The following is a 22625-nucleotide window of genomic DNA, read 5'->3' as shown; positions in this document are numbered from 1 at the left end:
ATCGTTCCTGTCCCGGCTACTTCGGCGGGTTGAGCTTGCGGAAGTACGTCCAGCTGGTCTCGTTCGGCTCGCTCCACCGCTGCGGCGCGTGCGCGAACTCCGGCTGGTGGTCGGCGATGTAGGCGCGGGTGCGCTCGGGGACCTCGGCGTACGAGGCGAGCTTGCGGCCCCGGCAGTGGAAGGTGAGACCGCCGGGCCGCTGCCCGCGGGCCATCCAGGGCAGCCACGGGGACATCCGGGTCCACGACATGGTGGCCGGGACGCTGGGCGCCGGGCCCGCGAGGTCGGCGCGGTCGGCGAAGAACTGGAACAGCTCGAGGGCCTTGTACGTGTCACCCGCCGAGTGCGCCGGATACTGGGCCACCGGCAGGGGCGAGGGGTAGGACAGCGGGATCTCCAGGCTGAAGCAGACCTGGCCGCCCAGCTCGGTCGTCGGTATCGGGAAGGGACGCCACTTCTGGTTCGCGGGGTCGTTCCAGATGTGCGCCACCGGCAGGTCCTGCCAGGTCTCCAGGATCTCGCGGGTGCCGGGATCCAGGAAGAAGGCCGCTTCGCGGGTGAGCAGTCGGTAGGCGTCAGGACCGGCTTCGGCGTCCTGGACCAGGCGGGCGACATTGAGCCCTTCAAAGCCGAAGACCCGCTGGTAGGGCTCGTCGGGCGCCCAGGTGTACACGTCCCCGGACCACCAGTACGTGACCTCCTCGCCGTCGAGCGAGGCGCGGGTGCGGGCGAACGAGCGGAGCAGCTCTGCGGGAGTCGTCATGGGGACCACTCTGCGCGGTCCCGGCCGGGCGGGCTCAGCCGGGGCGCAATCGGCCGGAAAGAGTCGGCAAGATCCACCGCATGCGGCGCACGCGCGGGGGTGCGCGCCCCACGCCGACGGTTGCCGCCCCGGCCGGTCGCGCGCGCCCGTTTTCGAGCCAAGGCTCCCGACTCCACCCGACTCCATGAGAAGGTGACTTCTTTGAAGCCGAAGTCGACAGTTTGCTGATGCCCCTTGGGGCAGAAGGGTTCTGACCTGGGAGACTCAAGGGTTCTCACGGACCATACCGGTCGCGCCCCGATCACCCACAGAACGATTCCATGGCCAAAAACACCACCTCATCGACCACCGCCCCCGACACCGCGTGGCTGGGGCGCGGGCGCCACCTCGGGCCCGAGCCCGAGCAGGACGTCCGACGCAACCTGATCGCCCTCAAGGCGGCCGGGGTGCTCGACGACTTCCTGGACCTCGACCCCGCCGAGGCGGCCCGCACCACCGTGCTGCACCCCCGGGACGAATCCGCCGACCCCGGCCCCCTCGCCCGCCGTGTCTTCGAGGCCCGCTGGCGCGTGGACGACGACGTCACGGTGCGCGCCCAGCTCACCACGTACGACTCGGAGAGCCGCCGCAAGGACGGCGACGGCGTCACCTGGATCCTCGCCGCCGAGGCGGACCGGGTGTGGGACGCGCGCTGGCCCTCGCCCGCCACCATGCTGTGGCCCGACAGCGACCAGGTCGCCTGGGACCACGACACGGTGTCGGACGTCCGCCTGCGCGCGGCGAACCACCTGCCGAAGGACGACGACGAACTGCGCCGCCGGCTGCGGGACTGCACCCGGCAGAGCTGGTTCATCCATGTCGTGGTGCACGAGGCGATGACACCGGACGCGGTGGGCCAGCAGCCGATCGCGACGTTCCTGCCGCCGGGCCTGCGGCACCGGGTGATCGAGCACCGGGGCACACCCGAGCAGGCGCAGATCGCCGACTTCGCGATGAAGCGGGAGCTGGGCGTGCGGATGCCGCGCGGCGGCGCCGTCGTCCTGGCGATGGAGCCGCCGAGCGCGGACTACGACGCGGACCGCTTCACGGTGCGCAGCGTCTTCCTCGACGGCTCGGAGCCGACCGAACTCCTCGACCGGATCAAGGAGTTCGCCGCCCTGCCGCGACCGCTGCCCGCCGAGGCCGAGCAGGCCCTGACGCGGCTGCGCCAGGGCTGGCACCTGCTCACCCCGGACGAGGAGCTGGTGCACGCCCAGGGCATGGTGGGCAAGTATGCCGAGGCGCTCGACGCCATGACGAAGTCCCGTGACCTGTACCGCGAGGCGGCCGAGGCGGCGCAGGCCGCCCTGGCCGAGGTCACCGGCGGCGACGGCGCGGCCCGGCCGTCCGGGGACGGGGCCGCCAAGGGCGAAGGATCGCCGCTGAAGGCCCTCTCGAAGGCGTTCGGGCGCTTCCGGGAGCCGAAGAAGTAGGGGCTTGCCGCCAGGGCCATCGGCGTCGCGGGCGGGCCAGAGCCGTCGGCGTCGCGGGCGGGCCGGTGTCAGGGCGCGTTCGCTCCCGTCACGAGCGGTGAGTACGACGGCCGCACCGGCGGCAACGGCGGGTTGAGCGCCGCGTGTTCGGCCCCGGCGTGGACCACGCGGCCGCCGACCATGGTCAGGACCGACGCCATCTCCGGGATGCGCTCCGCGGGCACGGTGAGGTAGTCCTCGCGGAGCACGGCGAGGTCGGCGTACCGGCCGGGGGAGAGCGTGCCCTTGTCCCTGTCCTCGTCGGCGAGGGCGGCGCTGCCCTGGGTCAGCAGGCGCAGCGCGGTGATCCGGTCGAGCCGGTTCTCCGGCGGGTGCAGGACCCGGCCGCCGACGCTGCGCCCCGTCACCAGCCAGTGCAGCGCGATCCAGACGTTGTCGCTCGCCACGCGGGTGGCGTCGGTGCCGAGGCCCACCGGGACGCCGGCCCGCAGCATGCGGCGTACGGGCGGGGTGTGCGCGGTGGCCGCGGCGCCGTAGCGCCGCATGAACGTCTCGCCCTGGAAGGCCATGCGGTGCTGCACGGCGATCCGGCCGCCGAGGCGGGCGACGCGGTCGATGCTGCGGGCGCTGATCGTCTCGGCGTGGTCGAGGACGAACGGCACGTCCGGGCCGCCCCGCCCGTGGACGTCCTCGATGACGTCGAGGAACCGTTTGATCGACTCCTCGTACGTGGCGTGCAGCCGGAACGGCCAGCGCCGCTCGCCCAGGAAGGAGAGGACGCCGCGCAGCTGGGCCTCCATCGTGTCGGGCAGCCGGGGCCGTGGCTCCTCGAAGTTCTCGAAGTCGGCGGCGGAGTAGGCGAGCATCTCCCCGGCGCCGAGCATGCGCAGCATCCCGTCGCCGTCGCCCGGGGACACGAGGTCCGCCATGCGCCGGAAGTCCGCGAGCTCGTCGCCGGGCCGCTGAGTGAAGACGTGGTAGCCGATCCTCGCGGTGAGCTGCCCGGCCCGGTGCAGACGGCCGATGACGTCGTAGTCGTCGGGGAACGTCTGGTGGCCGCCGCCCGCGTCCATGACGCCGGTGACGCCCCGGGCGTTGAGGTGGCGCAGATAGTGCCGGGTCGAGACCGACTGGTCCGCGGGGGACAGGCCGGGCAGCCGGGCGAGGGTCGAGTACAGCAGGGTGGCACTCGGCCTCGCGATCAGGAGCCCGGTCGGGTTGCCCGCCGCGTCGTGCTCGATCTCCGAACCGGGCGGCGCCGGGGTCGACTTGGTGAAGCCGAGTATCCGCAGCGCCGTGCGGTTCAACAGGGCGCGGTCGTACAGGTGGAGCAGGAAGACGGGCCGGTCGGGCACCGCCGCGTTGAGCTCCGCGAGCGTCGGCAGGCGGCCGTCCGCGAACTGGTGCCGGGTGAAGCCGCCGACCACCCTGACCCACTGCGGCGGCGGGGTGCGCTCGGCCTGGTGGCGGATCAGCCGCAGCGCCTCGGCGGCCGACCGGACCCCGGCGAGCGACAGCTCCTGGGTGTAGCTGAGCCCTTGCCGGATGAGGTGGGTGTGGGAGTCGGTGAGGCCCGGGACGACACGGCGGCCGCGCAGGTCGATCAGCCGGGTGCGGTCCCCGGCCAGCCGATGGATCACGGCGTCGGGGCCCGTGGCCAGGACTCTGTCGCCGCGGACGGCGAGCGCGGTGGTCTCGGGGCGGCGTGGATCGAGCGTGGTGACACGGCCGTTGAACAGGATGGTGTCGGCGACGGGGCGCTCGCCGCGCTCACGGGCGGAGGCCGTGCCCGGCGCGAGGACCGGGACGGTGGCGGTGGCCGCGGTGGCCGCGAGCGCGGCGAGGGCCTGCCTGCGGGTGGTGTGCGGGGTGTGCGGGGGCGCGGTGCGGGACGGAGCGGGCGACGGGTCGCGTGACGCGAGGGGCGACGGGTCGGGGGACGGGGTGGATCCCACCTGGATACCTCCTGGGTTCGTGGGGTGCCGGGGTGCTGGAGTGCCGGGGAGACGGCGGGCCCCGGCGGCGATGTCAGCCAAACCCGGGGCCGCCGCCGCGAGCCATAACGCTTCCGTTCCTCACCGATGCAGGATCGTGCGTGGTCAGAGGCCCTTCGCTAACCGGCCGCTAACCATCGGTGGGATCTGCTTGGCGTCGTCGTACCGGGGCGGTGAGCGCCCCGGCAGCAGAGAGGATCCGCCCGATGAAGCACACGTCCCGTCGTCGCGCACTGCCGGTCGCCTCGGCCGCCGTGGCCGTACTGGCCGGGCTCGCCGTCACGGCGAGCGCGACGGCAGCCGTCCCCACACCGTCCGGACCCCGCGCCACCACACAGGACACCGCCGCCCCGGACCCGGCCGCGCGCGCCAAGGCCGCCCTCGTCCACGCCCTCCCCGGCGACCAGGTGTTCCCCGAGAGCGTCGCCGTCGACCCCGCCACCGGACGCTTCTACGTCGGCTCGGTCAAGGACGGCACGCTCTACACGGGCCGCGTCGGCGCACCCGGTGACCTGCGGGTCTTCTCGCCCGCCGGAGCGGACGGACGCACCATCGCGACGGGCCTCGCGTTCGCCGGCGGACGCCTTGTCGTCGCCGGTCGGCAGACCGGGCAGATCTTCGTGTACGACACCAGGACGGCGCGCCTGGTGAGCCGCCTCGACACCGGCCTGCGCGCCGGGCAGACGTTCCTCAACGACGTCGCCATCGCACCCGACGGCAGCGCCTACGTCACGGACTCGGTCGCACCCGTGCTCTGGCGGGCCAAGCCCCGGGGCACCGGCTACGACCTGGAGAAGTTCATGGACTTCACGGGCACGCCCGTCCGGTACGTGTCCGCGCCGGGCGCCCCCGGCATCAACGTCAACGGGATCGCCGCCGACCCCTCGGGCCGCCACCTCGTGATCGGCAAGCGCAACGAGAACGCCCTGTACCGGGTGGACATCGCACAGCGCCGGGTCACCCCGGTGACCACGCCGTCCGGCACGCTGAACACCCCCGACGGCCTGGTGCTGCGCGGCCGGACCCTGTACGTCGTACAGAACCAGCCCGGCTCGGTGAAGAGCCTGGCCCTCGCCGCCGACCTCGGCTCGGCGCGCGCCCTCAAGGACACGGCGCACTCGACGTTCGCGTTCCCGACGGGGGCGGCCGTCCACAAGGGGCGGCTGCTCGTCGTCAACTCGCAGTTCAACACCCTGGGCAGCCCGGCGGCCGTCAGCGGCACGACCCCGCCGAAGCTCCCGTTCTGGGTGTCCGAGCTGCGCGTACCGGCGCCGTGACCGACGTCCCGCCGGTCGGCGACGACCTGCCCCGAGTGACCTGCCGCCCGGGCCGGGGGTGACACTGCACCATGCGCATTCTCGTCGTGGAAGACGAATCCGACCTCGCCGAAGGGATCGCCGACGGTCTGCGCGGTGACGGCTACGCGGTCGACATCGCCCTGGACGGCACCACCGCCCTGGCCCAGATCGCCCACACCCCGTACGACCTGGTGTGCCTGGACGTCCTGCTGCCCGACATGCGCGGCGACGAGGTGTGCCGACGACTGAAGGCGGGCGGGGCGACCGCGCCGTCGGCCCGGGTCGCCCCGCGCGTCCTGATGCTGACCGCACTCGACGCGGTCGGCAGCCGGATCCACGGCCTGGACTCCGGAGCGGACGACTACCTGGTCAAGCCCTTCGACTTCGACGAGCTCGCCGCCCGGATCCGGGCCCTGCTGCGCCGGGACGGCGGCCGCTCCGGCGCCGTCCTCAGCTGCGGGGACCTCGTCCTCGACACCGCCGGGGGCGAGGCGTGGCGCGACGGCAGGCCGCTCGGCCTCAGCCGCAAGGAGTTCGCGCTCCTGCGGTACTTCATGACCCACCCGGACCGCGCGATTCCCGCCGAGGAACTCATCGACCACGTGTGGGACGCGCACCTCGACCCGTTCAGCCAGATCGTCAAGGTCGCCGTGCTCGGGCTGCGGCGCAAACTCGCCGCGGACGGCGCGCCCCAGCCCCTGGTCACCGTCCGCGGGCTCGGCTACCTCCTCAGGAGCACCCCATGACACCGGCCCCGCCGCGGCGGCTGCACTCGGCCCGCAACCGGCTCGCGTTCGTCTACTCGTCGGTCGTCTTCGGCCTCGCCGCCGTGCTCGTGACCGCGCTGTACTTCATCTGCGGGGCGGCGCTCACCCGGCGCTCCCTGTCCGACGAGGTGGCCCGCACCGGGGGCGTCGTCACCGGCGGCCACTTCGCCCGGGTCGACGCGGACCCGGCCTCGCTCGTGCCGTTCGAGGCCGCCGCGAACCGCGCCACCCTGTCGACGCTGCGGGAGCTGCTCGCCTGGAGCCTGCTCGGCCTCTTCCTGGTGAGCGTGTTCGTGGGGCGGCTCATCGCGGGGCGGGTGCTCGCGCCGGTCGACCGGCTGATCTCCACCACGCGCCAGATCCAGGCCACCGACCTCACCCGCCGCATCCGGCACAAGGGCGCCGACGACGAGCTGAAGCGCCTCGCCGACACGATCGACGACATGCTCGACCGCCTCGACACGGCGTTCACCTCCCAGCAGCGGTTCGTGGCGGACGCCAGCCACGAACTGCGCACACCCCTGGCGATCGTGCGCACCAACCTGGACGTCGCCGTGCGCGACCTGCCGTCCGGCGCGCCCGCCCGCCGGTCCCTGGAACGCGTCGACCGCGCCACCCAGCGCATGACGGCCCTGGTCAACGACCTGCTCGCGCTGGCCCGTTGGGAGTCGCGGCAGCAGGGCCACCAACGCGTCGACGTCGCCGCGCTGAACCGGCAGATCCGCGAGGAGAGCCGCGCCCTCGCCCCGCCGGACACCGGCGTCACCCTCACCGGATCCGACGACGGCACGACCCTGCCGGTCCTCGGGGACCCGCTCGCCCTCCAGCGCGCCATCGGCAACCTCGTGGACAACGCCCTGCGGCACGCGGACCCCGGCACCGCCGTGCGCCTGACCGGCACCGCGACGGACGGGCAGGTCCGCGTCACCGTCCACAACGAGGGCCCCGCCATCCCGCCGACGGACCAGAAGCACCTGTTCGACCGGTTCTGGCGCGGCGAACGGCGCGCCGACCGGCCGGGCTCCGGACTCGGCCTCGCGATCGTGCAGGGCGTGGTCACCGCCCACGGCGGCACGGTCACCGTCCGCTCGGAGCCCGGGGCGGGGACGGCCTTCACGATCACGCTCCCGGGCGCCGACCGTGCACAGGGCCTGCCGAGCAGCGCACAGAGCCGACCGGGGCCACCGGGTCCGCAGAGCCCATCGAGCCCACCCGGCCCACCGGGTCCGCAGAGCCCACCGAGCCGGTCAAGTCCCCCCGTCCGCGAAGGCGTTGTCGAAGGAGCCCACCGGCCATGACCCACCGGGCGGATCTAGGTACCCTGCGCAGCTTCCTCGCCGTCTACCGGTCGGGCGGTGTCGCCAGGGCGGCCGACACGCTGGGACTTTCGCAGCCCGCCGTGTCACGGCACGTCAAGGCGCTGGAGCGGCTCGCGGGCCGGGCCCTGTTCGAGCGGTCCGGCCGCGGCGTCGCGCCCACCGAGGAGGCGCACCTCCTCGCCAACCGGATCGCCGGACACCTGGACGCGCTCGACGGGGCGCTCGACGTCATGGCTCCGGGCGCCGACGACAGCGCCACGCCGGTGCTCCTGGGCGCGCCCGCCGACCTCCTGGAGGCGCGGGTGCTGCCGCGCCTCGCCCCGCTCCTGGCCGCCGGGGCCCGTACGGTCCACTGCCGCATCGGACTCTCGCCCGAGCTGACCGAGGCCCTCCTCCAGGACGAGCTCGACCTCGCCGTGGTCACGAAGATCGAGGGGGCGCCCACCCGGAGCCTGTACCTGCGACACCTCTGCGACGAGGAGTTCGTGCTGATCGGCCGCCCCGGCGACCCGCCCTACCGCGAGCCGCGGGACGCCCGCCCCTTCGTCGGCTACTCCCGAGCGATGCCGATGGCCCGCCGCTACTTCCGCTCCTGCTGGGACACGTTCCCGCCGGAACCGGCGCTCACCGTCGCCGACATGCGCGCGGCCGTCGCCGCGATCCGGGCGGGCGCGGGACTCGGCGTCGTCCCCCGCTACCTGGCCCAGGCGGGCCTGGACGCGGGGGCACTGGCGATCCTCCACACCCCCGAGGGCCCCGTCGGCAACGCGATCTACCTGGCCGCCCGGCGCGGCAGGGAGCGACTGCCCCGCGTCCAGGCGGTGTTCGAGCAGCTCTGTCAGAGGGTTCCGGCCCGGACGGAGGGGGTGCGGTCGGACCAGGGGGCGGCTCGTTCGAGCTGGGAGGCGAGCCGGAACAGGGTGTCCTCGCGGCCGTAGGCGGCGGCGAACTGGAGGCCTACGGGCAGGCCCGTGCCGGGGTCGGCCGCCAGCGGGACGGACATGGCGGGGGTCCCGGCGACGTTGAAGGCCACGGTGAAGGGGGCGCGGTCGAAGATCCGGTCGATCCAGCCGAGGCCGTCAAGGTCCGCCACGCCCTCGGCGAACACGCCGAGCGGCGGCGGCAGTTCGGGCAGGGTCGGGGTGAGCAGGACGTCGTACCGGTCGAAGCGGCGGCCGACGGCGCGGGCGACGGTGTTGCGCACGCCGAGCGCGCCGACGAAGTCCGCGCCGGAGACCCGGTGGCCCCAGGCGTGGCTGGCGAGCGTCTCGGGCTGGACGGTGGTGGCGTCGACGCGGCGGCCGGAGGCGGCGGCCAGAGAGTCGAGCCAGGGGGCCAGGTTGGCCGTCCAGAGCCGGGCGTTGGCCAGGACGAACTCCTCCCACCCCACACCGGTGTCCAAGGTGGCCTCCTCGACGTGGTGGCCGAGCGAGGTGAGGAGTTCCGCGGTGCGGGACACGGCGTCGAGAACCGGGGCCGCGGTGCGGCGGCGGCCGTCGCCCTGGGTGATGACGCCCACGCGGAGGCGGCCCGGGGCGCGGGTGATCTCCTCGGTGTAGGGGTGCTCCGGCTCCGCGGCGAAGTACGGGTCGCCGCTCTCCGGGCCCCGGATCGCGTCCAGCAGCGCCGCGCTGTCGCGCACCGTGCGGCTGACGCAGCCCTGGACGGCCAGGCCGTTGAAGATCTCGTCGACATCGGGGCCCATGGACACCCGGCCGCGGGTCGGCTTGAGGCCGAAGAGACCGGTGCTCGCGGCCGGGATGCGGATCGAGCCCGCCGCGTCCGTGGCGTGCGCGACCGGGACGATTCCGGCGGCGACGGCGGCCGCCGCGCCGCCGCTGGAGCCGCCCGTCGAGCGGTCGAGGTCCCAGGGGTTGCGGGTCGGCCCGTACAGGACGGCCTCGGTGGTGATGCCGTAGGCGAACTCCGGGGTCGTGGTGCGGCCGAACGTGGCGAGCCCGGCCGCGCGGAAGCGCCGCATCAGGTGCGAGTCCGCGGCGGCGACGTTGCCCTCGGCGAGGCGGCTGCCCAGCTCCGTGCGCTTACCGGCCATGGTGACGCCCAGGTCCTTGAGCAGGAAGGGGACTCCGGCCAGCGGAGCCCCGGCCGACGTGGTCCCGGCCGTCGGCGTCCCTGCGGCGGATGTCTCGGCCCCCTCGGCGGGCCAGGTCTCCACCACGGCGTTGATCTGCGGATTGACGGCGGCGACCGCCTCCAGCGCGACGCTCTCCAACTCGGCCGCGGTCACCTCGCCCCGGGCGACCAACTCGGCAAGCCCGACGGCGTCATGCGCCACGTACTCCGACAGCTTCATGTGAACCCCTCCGACCTGTGAAACCGATGAGTCCCGTACGATACCGATCGGTATCATCTGAGACTGCTCGGTACCGTAGCATGGGGGTGGCGCGGCCTGAACGGCCGGAAGCGGCGCGGAGGGACGGGGCATGACGGACACGGTGCGGCCGGGCCGGGCGGAGCGGGTGGCGAAGCTGCCGCCCCGCGAGCGCATCCTCGACGCGGCGGAGGAGCTGTTCCACTCCGAGGGGATCAGGGGCGTCGGCGTGCAGGCCGTCGCGGACCGCGCCGGGACCACGAAGGCCGCCCTGTACCGGCACTTCGGCACCAAGGACGCGCTGGTGGCGGAGTGGCTGCTCATCGTCGCCGCCGAGTACGCCGACGCCTTCGACCGCATCGAGGAGCGGTGGCGGGACGACCCCCGGGAGCAGATCAGGGGCGTCGCCGCGTTCGTCGCCGACGGTCTCTCGGCGATCTCGCACCGCGGCTGCCCCTTCGTCAACTCCCTCGCCGAGCTGCCCGACGCGGCACACCCGGCGCGCCAGGTGATCGAGGCCCACAAAACGCGGCAACTGCGCCGTCTCACCGCCATGTGCGTCGCGGCCGGACTCACCGATCCCGCGGGGGCCGCCGCGGAGATCACCTTCGCGCTGGAGGGGGCGCAGGTCAGCGTGCAGAACGGCAGTGTGGAGCGGGTCGGTGAGCGGGTGGTCGCGTTCGTCGACGCGGTGATCGCCTGGCACGGGGGCTGAGCGAAGGGCCCGGCTCCGGGTCCCGGCAGCGGCCGTTGACGCGACGCCGTGCCGCATTAGCTAGGTCAGGCTTGTCTTGTGATGCGGGGGGCTGGGGGGATGGCCGGGCTCGTCAACGTGCCACCGCACGAGGCGAGTTGACGCCCACGTCACCCGCCCCCACGCCGCCATCGGTCCGCATGCTGGACGGATCCCGCGAATTTCCCTCGCAGTTTGGTCTAGACCTTGACAGGTCCAGACCATTTTCGCTTGAGTCGCGGCACCCCCGATGGCGTGGCGGGAGACGACTTCCGCTCTGCCCGTAAGGAGAGTTGGCATGATCAGACGCATCACCAGCTTCATGGCCGCGGTGGCCACGATCGGCGCGTTGATCGTCCTGGGTCCGGGCGCCGCCACGGCGTCCGCCGCCGAGTGCGCCGCGCCGTGGAACTCCTCGTCCGTGTACACGGGCGGCAAGCAGGCCTCGTACAACGGGCGCAACTGGACCGCCAAGTGGTGGACCCAGAACGAGACTCCGGGCCGCTCCGACGTGTGGGCGGACCAGGGCGCCTGTGGCGGTGGGACGGATCCGGGCAACCCCGACCCGTCCGGCTTCATCGTCAGCGAGACGCAGTTCAACAAGATGTTCCCGAACCGGAATCCCTTCTACACGTACAAGGGCCTGACCGACGCGCTCGGCGCCTACCCGGGCTTCACGAAGACCGGCAGCGAGACCGTCCGCAAGCAGGAGGCGGCGGCGTTCCTCGCCAACGTGAACCACGAGACCGGCGGTCTCGTGCACATCGTGGAGCAGAACCAGGCGAACTACCCGCACTACTGCGACCGGAACCAGCCCTACGGCTGTCCGGCAGGGCAGGCCGCCTACTACGGCCGCGGCCCCATCCAGCTCAGCTGGAACTTCAACTACAAGGCCGCGGGCGACGCGCTCGGCATCGACCTCCTGAACAACCCGTACCTGGTGGAGCAGAACCCGGCCATCGCCTGGAAGACGGGCCTTTGGTACTGGAACACCCAGAACGGCCCCGGCACCATGACCCCGCACGCCGCCATGGTCAACGGCGCCGGTTTCGGTGAGACCATCCGCTCCATCAACGGCGCCCTGGAGTGCAACGGCGGCAACCCCGCCCAGGTCCAGAGCCGCATCGACAAGTACAAGGCCTTCACACAGATCCTCGGCACGACGCCGGGCTCCAACCTGAGCTGCTGACACCCCGGCCGCGCGATCCGTCCCCACGCGCGGCCCTCGCCGGGCGGTCCCGTCCCCACGGGCCGCCCGGCACACATGTCGGTGCTCAGGCGGTACGGCCGCCGCCCGCGCCCGGTCCTTCGTCGAGGGACCGCGCGCAGCGGAAGCCGGTGTGGCCGCCCCCGCCGTCGACGGCGTCGGCCGTGCGGGCGGCGACCCGGTAGCGGTTGCAGTACGAGTCGTGGCACAGGTGGGAGCCGCCGCGCACGACCTTCGCGGAGCCGGTGGGCGGGCCCTGGGGGTTGTGGGCGGGGCGCGCGGTGGCGTGGTCGGTGGACCACCAGTCGGCGCACCACTCCCAGACGTTGCCCGACATGTTGTACAGGCCGAAGCCGTTCGGTTCGAAGGCGTCGACGGGTGCCGTGCCGCGGTAGCCGTCGGCAGCGGTGTTCTTCGTGGGGAAGACGCCCCGCCATATGTTGCAGCGGTGCTCCCCGTCCGGGTCCAGCTCGTCGCCCCAGGGATAGCGCCGCTGCTCCAGGCCGCCCCGGGCCGCGTACTCCCACTCCGCCTCGGTCGGCAGCCGCTTGCCCGCCCACCGCGCGTACGCCCGCGCGTCGTTCCAGGACGTGTGCACCACCGGGTGGTCGCCGCGCCCGTCGGCCGAACTGCCCGGCCCCTCGGGCGCACGCCAGCTCGCGCCCTTGACGCCGCACCACCACGGCGTGTGCTCGGGCCGCGGCGAGACGCGCCGCAGCTCGGCGCGGAGGAAGCCCGCGAAGACGTACGACCAGCCGATCCGCTCGGCGTCGGTGACGTACCCGGTCGCCGCGGCGAAGGCCGCGAAGCGGTCGTTGCTCACGGCGTACGCGTCGAGCCGGAACGCGTCCACACGGACCGGACGCACCGGCCCCTCACCGTCCTCGGGGAACCCCTCGGCGTCGTCCGCCCCCATCAGGAACTCGCCCCCCGGCAGGGTGACCATGCGGTCCACGTCGGGGGCGGTCACAGAAGGCGCGGTCACAGCGGGGACGGTCACGGAAGGGGCGGGCGGCGGGGCGGCCGGTGCGGGGAGCGGGGCGGCGGCATCGCTGAGCGCGGCGGCACCCCGCGGGGCGCAGCACCTGCGGGGACGCGGCTCTGGGGCAGACATGGGGTCCTCCTACTGCGGTGGTGATCCCCAGTGTCGTACGGGCTGCTTCCGCCGAGTCGGCCGGACTCCGGTCGGCCGGGGGAGGGGCGGGACCGGTGCGCGTACGAGGATCAGCTCCACGCCCGCCGTTCCTCGCCACGGGGGTCGTCGACCTGAACCCACTCGGCGTCGATGCGCATCGTCGCCCTCCGCTCGCTGTCGTACGGGGCCCAGCCGGGATCGCCGGTCCTGGCGAACCGGATCCAGGTCCCGTGCACACGAGCGGCGAGGTCCGCGGGCGGCTCGTCCGGGCCGAGCAGGGCGGCGGGGCCGCGCAGCCGGGGGAGGTGCGCGAGGTCGAAGACGAACGGCAGCTCGACCGCGTGGGCGGCGCCGAGCTCTCCGTCCAGGGCGTGCGACCGCCAGGCGAATTCGTAGCCGAACGTGGCGGACCCGGCGTGGGCGGCGTGCGCGTCGGCCAGGGCCCGGCTCCCCGCGCCGAACAACGCGTCGCCCATGATGGCGGACCGCAACTCGGCGAACGACGCGCTGGGGCGTGCCTTCCGGTAGGTCTCGACGAGCCACGCCGCACCGTCGCGCGAGCGTGCCGCCCGGTGCGACCGCGCCGCCGCTTCGTCGACGTCCTCGGCGGTCGAGCCGGCGTACTTGCCCACGGGGACGAGGTAGAGGTTTCCCTCCTCCGCGTTGGTCCCGATCAGCAGGTCGACGTCGGCGCCGAGGCCGGCGGCGACGGATGCGGCGGGCTGGGTGTCGAGAACCAGACTGAACGGACTCAGCCCGATCAGCGGGTCGCGGTGCGTCGCGGTCCGCAGGTCGATGCCGGCGAGCTGGGAGGCGGCCTCGACGAGGCGGTCGTCGGAGATCTCCGCGAAGGCGTCGGCGTGGGGCGGGACGCCCAGACGCCGGGCCGCCGCCTCGGTGACGCGGGCGGCCTGCTCGGTGGTGAACGCCCCGAGGCCGCTGCCGCTCTGGACGATCGCGCGGCGGACCAGGCCCGCGGCTCCGGGGTCGGCGAGGACGCCGCCGACGAGGGTCGCCCCGGCCGACTGGCCGAAGAGGGTGACCTGGTGCGGGTCACCGCCGAAGGCGGCGATGTTCTCCCGGACCCAGCGCAGCGCGGCGACGACGTCGAGCAGGCCGCGGTTGGCGGGCGCGCCGGGGAGGTCGAGGAACCCGGCGATGCCGAGCCGGTAGTTGAGGGTGACGAGGACGACGCCGTCGCGGGCGAAGGCCGAGCCGTCGTACAGCGCGGACCGCGTCGACCCGGCGACGAACCCGCCCCCGTGGACGAACACCATGACGGGCAGGCCGCCACCGCCGGAGGCGGGCGTCCAGACGTTGACCGTGAGGTAGTCCTCGCCGCGGCTCCAACCCGTGCCGAAGTAGGGGGACATGTCGACGGCGCCGAGTTCGCGCGCGGACTGCGGCGCGCCCGGCCCGTGCTCGGTGGCGTTCCGTACGCCGTCCCACGGCTCGTGCGGCCGGGGCGGCGCGAACCGGGCGGCGCCGCGCGGCGGGGCGGCGTAGGGGATGTTGAGGAAGGCGGTGGTGTCGCCCTGGCGCAGGCCGCGGACGGCCCCTTGGGCCGTGGTCACGACGGGGTCGGGGTGGTGGTTCACGAGGGTTCCTCTCTGCGGGTCTCAGGCCTGCTCGGCGTACGGGGTGAAGGGGGCCCAGCCCTTGATGGCGAACTTGTCCGCCTCGCGTGCCACTTCCGCGGCGCCGTGGCCACCGAGGTGCGCGGGGATCACGAGTGCGTTGTTGTCGGCCGCCCAGCCGAGGACCTTGCGGCGGGTGGCGCGGGCGCCCGCGGGGTCCTCGCAGAAGCAGCTGTTGGCGTCGGGCTCCAGGACCTGCACGGGGCTGTGCAGCATGTCGCCGACGAAGACCGCCCGGTCCGTCCCGGAGGTGAGGGTCAGGACGCAGGAGCCGGGGGTGTGCCCGGGAGCCGCGTCGAGGCGGAGGGCGGCGTCGACCTGGTGGCCGTCCTCCCACAGCACCGTCTGACCGGCCTCGTGCACCGGGGCCACGCTGTCCTCGAAGACGTTCTGGTTGCCGCGGCCGAGCAGCGGCTCGTGGCCGTTCTCGGGATTCCAGAAGTCGAAGTCGTCCTTCGGTATCAGATACGTCGCGTTGGGGAACGTGGGCACCCAGCGCCGACCTTCCAGGCGCGTGTTCCAGCCGACGTGATCGACATGGAGATGCGTGTTGATCACGATGTCCACGTCCTCGGGCTTGACTCCGGCCCGGGCGAGATCGGCGAGGAAGCCCGTTTCGAGGCGGCTCCAAATCGGCGCGTACGGGCGCTCCTTGTGATTGCCCACCCCGGTGTCGACAAGAATGTTCTTGCCCTCGCTGCGCAGCAGCCAGGTCTGGATCGCGGAATTCACGACACGGGTATCGGCGTCCAGGAAATGCGGGGTCAGCCAGGAAGCGCCGTCGTCCCAAACCGCTCGGGGGCTTTCCGGGAAGAAGGTCTCGGGCGTCATGTCGACGGGGCCGAAGTATTCCCGGACCCGGGTGACGGTGACGTTGCCGAGCTCGATTGTTTCCATGCGGCTTCCCTGGTGATTCGGAGGATTTCCTGGACCGTACGACCGGCCTCGGCGGGCCCGGTATCAGTCACGTGACTGCACCCGTGCGCACGGCCCGCACACCGGGCACGGCCGCTTGTAGCCTGGGCGGGAAGGCAGGGCGACTCCTGTCGGGGAGCCACGATTCCTGGAGCACCGGTGGACGAGCGGACGGGCGGCGTCGGTGCGGGCGCGGGACGGGAGCGGGGGCCGGACCTGGATTCGGGTTCGGGGGAGCTGATCCTTGGCCGTGACGTGGAATTGGCCCGGTTGTTCCGTGCGGTGGACTCGGCGGCCGCCGACCCGGTGGTGATGCTGGTCGGCGACATGGGCACGGGAAAGAGCGCGCTCCTCGACCGCGCGGTGCGGCGGGCTGAAGCCGGTGGCGCCCGCGTCCTGCGTGCCGAGGGGAGCGAGGCGGAGTCGAGCCTGGCGTTCTCCGCGCTGCACCAACTGCTGCGGCCGGTACGGGCCGGGGTGGACGAACTGCCGGAGAGACAGCGCGCGGCGATGCGTGCCGCCTTCGGCACGGCACAGGACACGGCCTTCGGCGCCGGGCAGGACTCGGACCGGAATCCCGACGCCCCCGATCCCATGCTGCTCGGGGTCGCCGTCCTGAGCCTGCTGTCCGCCCTCGGCGACCACCACCCCGTGCTCGTCGTCCTGGACGACGTCCAGTGGTTCGACCGCGCCTCCCTGGACGCCCTGTCCTTCGCCGCCAGACGCCTGGAGGGCGAGCCGGTGACGATGCTGATCGGGACCCGTGGCGGCGCACACCTCCCGGGATTCGACCGGCGCCTGCCGACGCTCACCCTGGGACCGCTCGACAAGGCCGCGGCGGACCGGCTCCTCGACAAGCAGCCGAAGCCCCCCACCGGTCGTACCAGAACGCGGATCCTCGACCAGGCGGGCGGCAACCCGCTGGCGCTGGTGGAACTGACGAGGGCGGCCACCGCACACGACACCGCCGCCGGGCTGCCGTCCGCCGGTCCGCTCCCGCTCGGCGACCACCTGGAGCGGATCTTCGCCGCCCGCCTGACCGGCCTCCCCGCCGCCACCACGCGGGCCCTGCTGCTCCTGGCCGCCATGGACAGCGCCGACTCCGCGATCACCGTCCTGGCCGGGCTGCCGCGCGCCGAGGACGAGGTCTGGCTGCCCGCCGAACAGGCCGGGCTCGTCCGGCGGACGGGCCGGGACGTCCGCTTCCGCCACCCGCTGGTCCGGTCCGCCGTCTATCACGCCGCGTCCTCGGGCGCCCGGCGCGAGGCCCACCTCGCGCTCGCCGCGTCGCTGCGCGACGAGCCGGACCGGCGGGCCTGGCATCTGGCCGCCGCCTGCCCCGGCCCGGACGCGGCCGTGTCGGCGGACCTTGAACGGACCGCCGTCCGGGCCCGACGGCGCGGCGGCCACGCGGCGGCGGCCAAGGCCCTGCAGCGCGCCGCGGACCTGGCGCCCCGGCGCGAGGACAGCGCCCGGCTCCTCGTCGAAGCCGCCGCGGCGGCCGTGTTCACCGGAGACATCGCCTGGGTCGAGGAACTGACCGCCGGGGCACACGCGCGCACGCAGGACGCGGCGCTCCTGACCGCCGCCGCCGTGCAGGCCGGACGCCTCGCGGTGCTGACCGTCCGGCACGCCGTCGTGTTCTCCCGACTGGCCCACGCGGCCGAGCAGTTGGCGCTCGCGCGGCCCGCCGCCGCGCTGGACCTCCTGTCCGGCGCCGCCGTGGTCTCCTTCTACTCCGGCGACGACGCCCAGCGACGCCGCGTCCAGGACATCCTGCGGAGCCTTCCCGAGGACGGCCCGCGCACAGGCCCGCACTCAGGTCCGCACACAGGCGCACGCACCTGGGTGCGGGCCGTGTCGGACCCCCTCGGCGATCGGGCCGAACTCCTGCGCCTGCTCCCGCAGTTGGCCGCCGAGGCGGAGGCCGGGCCGGAGCGGCTCACCACCGTCGGCATCATGGCGTGGCTCCTCGACGAGACCCCGCGGGCCGTCCGGGCCTTCGACGAGGCCTTCGACCGCTGGGAGTCGCAAGGAACGCTCCCCGAAGGCCTGGGCGGCGCGGTCGCCTGGGCCTACGTGGAACGAGGAAGGTGGGAGCAGGCCCGCGAAGCCTGCGTCCGCACCGCCGAGGTCGGCCGGGCTGCAGGCCTCGACCACGCCGTGGCCTGCGCGGCCGCCGTCCACGCCACCGTGCTGGCGTGCCAGGGCGACACCGCGGCGGCCCGCGCCCGGGCCGAGGAGGCGCTCGCGCTGATCGACCCGCTGGAAAGCCGCTCGGTCTGCGTCTACGCCCGGCGCGCGCTCGGTGCCGCGGCGGCCGCGGACGGCGCCCACGAGGCCGCGTACGACCAACTCCGCACGGTCTTCACGGCAGCCGGCGCCCCCGTCCACCACCACGCCTCGTACCCGGCCCTCGCGGATCTGGCCGCCGCCGCGGTGCGCTGCGGCCGCCGCGCGGAGGCCCACGCGATCGTCGAGCGTTCGGCACGCGCCCTCGCGGACAACGCCTCACCCCGCCTGCGCGCGCTGATCAGCCGGGCCCGTGGCCTCCTGTCCGACCCCGAGGACGCCGAGCCGCACTTCAGGGCGGCCCTGGCGGACCCCGTACTGGAGCGCTGGCCCTTCGAGTACGCGCAGACCCTCCTCGACCTCGCCGAGTGGCTGCGCCGCCGTCGGCGCGTCGCCGAGGCGCGCGGGCCGCTCACCGAGGCCCTGGAGACCTTCCGCCGCCTGGGCGCCCGCCCGTGGGTCGAGCGTGCCCTGGCCGAATCGCGCGCCGCGGGCCTCGACGTCACGGACCCGGCCCCCGACGCGCTGGCCGAACTCTCCCCGCAACAGCGGCAGATCGTCCGGCTCGCCGCCCGCGGCCTGACCAACCGCGAGATCGGCGAGAGGCTCTTCCTCTCCCCGCGCACGATCGGCTCGCACCTCTACCGCAGCTTCCCCAAACTCGGCGTCACCGCCCGCTCCCAACTGCGCGACCTCATCGAGGGCCCCCTCGCGACGGTCGGCCGTCAGGACTAGGGACGGCTCCCGGAAGGTCCGGATACGTCACGAGGCGCACCCGGATCTAGGCTCCTCGTATGAAAGCTCCCGCCCCACCCGCACGCCGCCTCGCCCTGGCCGCCGCCGCACTCGTCGCCGTCGCCGCAGTCGTCCTCGGTGTGACCCTCACCAGCGGCGACGACTCGGACAGCGGTGGTCGGGACGGGGCGCGTGCCACCGGGGACGGCGGGCTCACGGCCGAGCAGCGCCGCCGGGCGGACCAGTTGGTGAGCGTCTTCGAGAACGGCACCACCAAGATCCAGTACGCGTACGCGGAGAACCTCGACGACGGCCGGGGCGTCACCGCGGGCCGGGCGGGCTTCACCACCAACGACGGCGACGCCCTTCAGGTGGTGCGCGCCTACACCGCCAAGGTCCCGGACAACCCGCTCGCCCGTTTCATCCCCGCACTCCAGCGTTTGTCCGACGGGGAGGGCGCGGACGGGGCTGACGGATCCGACGCTGACGGCCCGGACGGGGCTGACGGCTCGGACGGCTCCCGCACCCGCGCCCTGCCCGACGCCGACTACATCGCCGCGTGGAAGCGCGCCGCCGCCGACCCCGTGTTCCGCGCGGTGCAGGACGCCCAGGTCGACGAGCGCTACTTCACCCCCGCCGCGCGAGCCGCCGACAAGGCGGGCCTCCGCAGCCCGCTGGCCGTCGCCGAGCTGTACGACGCCTCGATCCAGCACGGCAACGGCTCCGACGGCGACGGCCTCCCCGCGCTGATCCGGCGCACGACGGCCAAGGTCGGCACCCCGGCCGAGGCGGGCGAGAAGGCGTGGCTGGACGCGTTCTTCGACGTACGCGTCCACGACCTGACCCACCCCGTGAACACCGACACGGCCGACGAATGGCGCACGTCCGTCGACCGTGTCGAAGCGCTGCGGAGGCTTGCCAGGAGCGGGCATCGGTCGCTCGACGGCCCGTTCACCGTCACCGCCTTCGGCAGCCGCTACACCGTCCGCTGAGCAGCCGCTGCACCCTCAGCTGATCCGCGGCCGCGGGGCCGTCGGCCGGGCGGGAGTGCCGGAGAGCAGGGAGGCGACCTGGGCCAGGCTGTCCGGTTCGGGGCGGGCGCTGGGCTCCCACCACACCAGATTGTCGGCCGCGGCGGCCGCCGGTTCGAGGATCTCCCACGCCTCGGCGATCAGCCCGTCGTCGAACCGCCAGATGTCGACGCCCGTGATCTCGGCGCCGGTGCCGGGATGATGGCGCCGGGAGTGCATCACGACGTGGTCGCCGTCGGCCAGCATGTGCAGGATCTCGACCCGCATGGCGTCGAGCGGTGACGCGCGGACCGCGGCGAGCCACTCCGCCTTCGTGCGCGAGGTCGCGTCCGGCCGGTGATGGACGAAGTCGTCGCTCAGCACCTTCGCGAGCGCGTCGACGTCACCCGTGCCGACCACCTCCGCCAGTGCCTGTTGGACGATGAGCTTGTTGTTCGCGTTCTGCGTGGTCATGGCGGCAGTGTCGCCACCGCCCGCGCGGGCTGTCGATGAACTCCGATGTCATGGCGGTCGGCACCACCGGGACGTAGCCTCGACGATCGTGAACACGGTCGGGGAGCTCTTGCGGCAGTGGCGGCGACGACGGCAGCTGAGCCAGCTCGACCTGGCCCTCGCCGCCGACGTCTCGGCCCGGCACGTCAGCCTCGTCGAGACCGGCAGGTCCCGCCCGAGCGCCGACATGGTCCTCAGGCTGGCGGACCAGCTGGATGTGCCGCTGCGCGAGCGCAACCGGCTGCTGCTGGCCGCCGGGTTCGCGCCACGGTACGCCGAGCGCCCGCTCGGCGACGACGCGCTGGTGGCGGCCAGGGACGCGGTCGAGCGGGTGCTGCGCGCGCACGAGCCGTACCCGGCGCTGGTCTTCGACCGCCGGTGGAACATCGTGATGACCAACCGCGCCGTCGACCCGTTCTTCGCGGGCGTCGCCCCCGAACTGCTGCGCCCGCCCGTCAACCTGCTCCGCCTCGGCCTGGACCCGCGCGGCCTCGCCCGCTACGTCGTCAACCTCGCCGACGTGCGCGCGGTGTTCCGCACCCGCGTCACACGTCAGCTCGCCGCCGCCCCCGACCCCGAACTCACCGCCCTCTACGAGGAGTTGCTGGCCCCCGACGCCGAAGAAACGGGTCCGCGCGTGGAGTCCGACGTCCTGATCCCGATGATCATCCGCTTCGACGGCCGTGAACTGCGGCTCTTCTCGACCATCACCACGTTCGGCACCCCCACGGACATCACGCTGGACGAGGTCGCGGTCGAGTCGTACTACCCGGCGGACGCGGAGAGCGCCGCGTACTTCACGGAGGCGCGGCGCGGGGCGGAAGCCGGGACCGGGGCGCCGGACGGGCGTCGGAGGCACCTGCCCGGGGGCACCCGATGGAGGGTCGAAAATGAGTCGGGTTAGCATATGAGCGCCGCCTAGCTCGAAAGATACTCCTGTGACTGTCAATGACGACTCGTTCACCAATTGGAAGAACCGCGAGGAGATCGCGGAGTCGATGATCCCGATCATCGGGAAGCTGCACCGCGAGCGGGACGTCACCGTCCTGCTGCACAGCCGCTCCTTGGTGAACAAGTCGGTGGTCAGCATCCTCAAGACGCACCGGTTCGCCCGGCAGATCGGCGGTGAGGAGCTCTCGGTCACCGAGACGCTGCCGTTCCTGCAGGCCCTCACCGCGCTCGACCTCGGCCCTTCGCAGATCGACATCGGCATGCTGGCCGCGACGTACCGGGCCGACGACCGCGGTCTGACGGTGGCTGAATTCACCGCCGAGGCCGTCGCCGGTGCCACCGGCGCCAACAAGATCGAGTGCCGCGAGGGCCGCGACGTCGTCCTGTACGGCTTCGGCCGCATCGGCCGCCTCGTCGCCCGGCTGCTCATCGAGAAGGCCGGATCGGGCAACGGTCTGCGGCTGCGGGCCATCGTCGTCCGGCGGGGTGGCGATCAGGACATCGTCAAGCGCGCCTCGCTGCTGCGCCGTGACTCCATCCACGGCCAGTTCCAGGGCACGATCACCGTCGACGAGGCGAACAGCACGATCATCGCCAACGGCAACGAGATCAAGGTGATCTACGCGGGCGACCCGTCGGAGGTCGACTACACGGCGTACGGCATCAAGGACGCCATCCTCATCGACAACACCGGCAAGTGGCGCGACCGCGAGGGCCTCTCGCAGCACCTGCGCCCCGGCATCGACAAGGTCGTCCTGACCGCCCCCGGCAAGGGCGACGTGCCCAACATCGTGCACGGCGTCAACCACGACATGATCAAGCCGGACGAGCGGATCCTGTCCTGCGCGTCCTGCACCACCAACGCGATCGTCCCGCCCCTGAAGGCGATGGCCGACGAGTACGGCGTCCTGCGTGGCCACGTGGAGACCATCCACTCGTTCACCAACGACCAGAACCTCCTGGACAACTACCACAAGGCGGACCGCCGCGGCCGCTCGGCGCCGCTCAACATGGTCATCACCGAGACCGGTGCCGCCTCCGCCGTCGCCAAGGCGCTGCCCGACCTCAAGGCGCCGATCACCGGCAGCTCGATCCGGGTCCCGGTGCCGGACGTCTCGATCGCCATCCTCAGCCTCACGCTGGGTCGCGAGGCCACCCGCGAGGAGGTCCTCGACCACCTCCGCGACGTCTCGCTGACGTCCCCGCTGCGCCGCCAGATCGACTTCACCAGCGCCCCCGACGCGGTCTCGAACGACTTCATCGGCTCGCGCCACGCGTCGATCGTCGACGCCGGCGCCACCAAGGTCGACGGCGACAGCGCGATCCTCTACCTCTGGTACGACAACGAGTTCGGCTACTCGTGCCAGGTGATCCGGGTCGTGCAGTACGTCTCCGGGGTGGAGTACCCGACGTACCCGGCCGTGGCGGTCTGAGTCCGCGGGAACATGTGATCGTCCGGAGTCCCGGGCGGGGGGGGGCGGGGGGGGGGGCCCCCCCCCCCGGGCGGTTGTGGTTTGCGGGGGGGGGGGGGGAGTTTGCTTTTTGGCTTTTT

At 73.4% G+C, this 22625-nt stretch carries 18 protein-coding genes; 11 read left to right on the top strand and 7 right to left on the bottom strand.

Annotated features, from left to right (window positions below):
* Positions 1–16: 16 nt before the first annotated feature.
* Positions 17–763, bottom strand: coding sequence for a DUF1838 family protein (locus ACFVHO_RS07955; RefSeq protein ID WP_385711349.1), 747 nt, complete (start codon positions 761–763; stop codon positions 17–19).
* Between the two features lie 320 nt (positions 764–1083).
* Between ACFVHO_RS07955 and ACFVHO_RS07950 the strand changes: the two genes are divergently transcribed.
* Complete coding sequence (locus tag ACFVHO_RS07950; protein ID WP_385711347.1) at positions 1084–2235, top strand: hypothetical protein; 1152 nt, start codon at positions 1084–1086, stop codon at positions 2233–2235.
* A 68-nt stretch (positions 2236–2303) separates the two neighbouring features.
* Here ACFVHO_RS07950 and ACFVHO_RS07945 read toward each other — a convergent pair whose 3' ends face one another.
* Positions 2304–4190 (bottom strand): amidohydrolase, encoded by a 1887-nt coding sequence (locus ACFVHO_RS07945; protein WP_385711345.1) that lies wholly within the window; start codon positions 4188–4190, stop codon positions 2304–2306.
* Positions 4191–4435: 245 nt separating this feature from the next.
* On the opposite strand from ACFVHO_RS07945, the gene ACFVHO_RS07940 reads away from it, so the two are divergent.
* The 4 genes from ACFVHO_RS07940 to ACFVHO_RS07925 all read left to right on the top strand — a co-directional run bounded on the left by ACFVHO_RS07940 (position 4436) and on the right by ACFVHO_RS07925 (position 8551).
* Complete coding sequence (locus tag ACFVHO_RS07940) at positions 4436–5506, top strand: SMP-30/gluconolactonase/LRE family protein (RefSeq protein WP_385711344.1); 1071 nt, start codon at positions 4436–4438, stop codon at positions 5504–5506.
* 71 nt (positions 5507–5577) lie between these two features.
* On the top strand, positions 5578–6273 hold the full coding sequence (locus ACFVHO_RS07935; protein ID WP_385711342.1) for a response regulator transcription factor: 696 nt from the start codon (positions 5578–5580) through the stop codon (positions 6271–6273).
* Positions 6270–7592, top strand: a complete 1323-nt coding sequence (locus tag ACFVHO_RS07930; protein ID WP_385711340.1) for a sensor histidine kinase — start codon at positions 6270–6272, stop codon at positions 7590–7592. The genes ACFVHO_RS07935 and ACFVHO_RS07930 overlap by 4 nt, the downstream gene beginning before the upstream one ends.
* Entirely contained in the window at positions 7589–8551 is a 963-nt protein-coding gene (locus ACFVHO_RS07925) for a LysR family transcriptional regulator (RefSeq protein ID WP_385711339.1), read from the top strand. The genes ACFVHO_RS07930 and ACFVHO_RS07925 overlap by 4 nt, the downstream gene beginning before the upstream one ends.
* Here the strand turns inward: ACFVHO_RS07925 and ACFVHO_RS07920 are convergent.
* A complete protein-coding gene (locus ACFVHO_RS07920) occupies positions 8452–9927 on the bottom strand; it encodes an amidase (RefSeq protein WP_385711337.1) in 1476 nt (491 codons plus the stop codon). The genes ACFVHO_RS07925 and ACFVHO_RS07920 overlap by 100 nt on opposite strands.
* 130 nt (positions 9928–10057) lie before the next feature.
* Between ACFVHO_RS07920 and ACFVHO_RS07915 the strand changes: the two genes are divergently transcribed.
* Together ACFVHO_RS07915 and ACFVHO_RS07910 are read left to right on the top strand one after the other, a co-directional pair.
* Positions 10058–10660, top strand: coding sequence for a TetR/AcrR family transcriptional regulator (locus ACFVHO_RS07915; RefSeq protein WP_385711335.1), 603 nt, complete (start codon positions 10058–10060; stop codon positions 10658–10660).
* A gap of 316 nt (positions 10661–10976) precedes the next feature.
* Entirely contained in the window at positions 10977–11867 is an 891-nt protein-coding gene (locus ACFVHO_RS07910) for a glycoside hydrolase family 19 protein (protein ID WP_385711333.1), read from the top strand.
* Between the two features lie 85 nt (positions 11868–11952).
* Here ACFVHO_RS07910 and ACFVHO_RS07905 read toward each other — a convergent pair whose 3' ends face one another.
* From ACFVHO_RS07905 to ACFVHO_RS07895, 3 genes are all read right to left on the bottom strand, one after another.
* Positions 11953–12999, bottom strand: a complete 1047-nt coding sequence (locus ACFVHO_RS07905; protein ID WP_385711331.1) for a formylglycine-generating enzyme family protein — start codon at positions 12997–12999, stop codon at positions 11953–11955.
* A gap of 110 nt (positions 13000–13109) precedes the next feature.
* Positions 13110–14618 (bottom strand): carboxylesterase/lipase family protein, encoded by a 1509-nt coding sequence (locus tag ACFVHO_RS07900; protein ID WP_385711330.1) that lies wholly within the window; start codon positions 14616–14618, stop codon positions 13110–13112.
* A gap of 21 nt (positions 14619–14639) precedes the next feature.
* The gene (locus ACFVHO_RS07895; protein ID WP_385711329.1) at positions 14640–15554 is read right to left on the bottom strand and encodes an MBL fold metallo-hydrolase; all 915 of its coding nucleotides are present in this window, start codon (positions 15552–15554) and stop codon (positions 14640–14642) included.
* 177 nt (positions 15555–15731) lie between these two features.
* Between ACFVHO_RS07895 and ACFVHO_RS07890 the strand changes: the two genes are divergently transcribed.
* Positions 15732–18599 carry an ATP-binding protein gene (locus tag ACFVHO_RS07890; protein ID WP_385711327.1) on the top strand — a complete coding sequence of 956 codons (2868 nt, stop codon included), beginning with the start codon at positions 15732–15734 and terminating at the stop codon, positions 18597–18599.
* Between the two features lie 59 nt (positions 18600–18658).
* Positions 18659–19591 carry a chitosanase gene (locus tag ACFVHO_RS07885; RefSeq protein ID WP_385711326.1) on the top strand — a complete coding sequence of 311 codons (933 nt, stop codon included), beginning with the start codon at positions 18659–18661 and terminating at the stop codon, positions 19589–19591.
* 15 nt (positions 19592–19606) lie between these two features.
* On the opposite strand, the gene ACFVHO_RS07880 is transcribed toward ACFVHO_RS07885, so the two are convergent.
* Positions 19607–20083, bottom strand: a complete 477-nt coding sequence (locus tag ACFVHO_RS07880; protein WP_385711324.1) for a nuclear transport factor 2 family protein — start codon at positions 20081–20083, stop codon at positions 19607–19609.
* Between the two features lie 88 nt (positions 20084–20171).
* Here ACFVHO_RS07880 and ACFVHO_RS07875 point away from each other — a divergent pair, with 88 nt between their 5' ends.
* Together ACFVHO_RS07875 and ACFVHO_RS07870 are read left to right on the top strand one after the other, a co-directional pair.
* A complete protein-coding gene (locus ACFVHO_RS07875; RefSeq protein ID WP_385711322.1) occupies positions 20172–21026 on the top strand; it encodes a helix-turn-helix transcriptional regulator in 855 nt (284 codons plus the stop codon).
* Positions 21027–21060: 34 nt separating this feature from the next.
* Positions 21061–22506: a glyceraldehyde-3-phosphate dehydrogenase gene (locus ACFVHO_RS07870; RefSeq protein WP_385711321.1), complete on the top strand. Its 1446-nt coding sequence runs from the start codon at positions 21061–21063 to the stop codon at positions 22504–22506.
* Positions 22507–22625 lie beyond the last annotated feature (119 nt).

Source organism: Streptomyces sp. NPDC127108, assembly GCF_042677545.1.
GTDB lineage: Bacteria > Actinomycetota > Actinomycetes > Streptomycetales > Streptomycetaceae > Streptomyces.
Note: the sequence above shows the minus strand (reverse complement) of the source record. Positions and strands in the feature narration are given on the sequence as shown.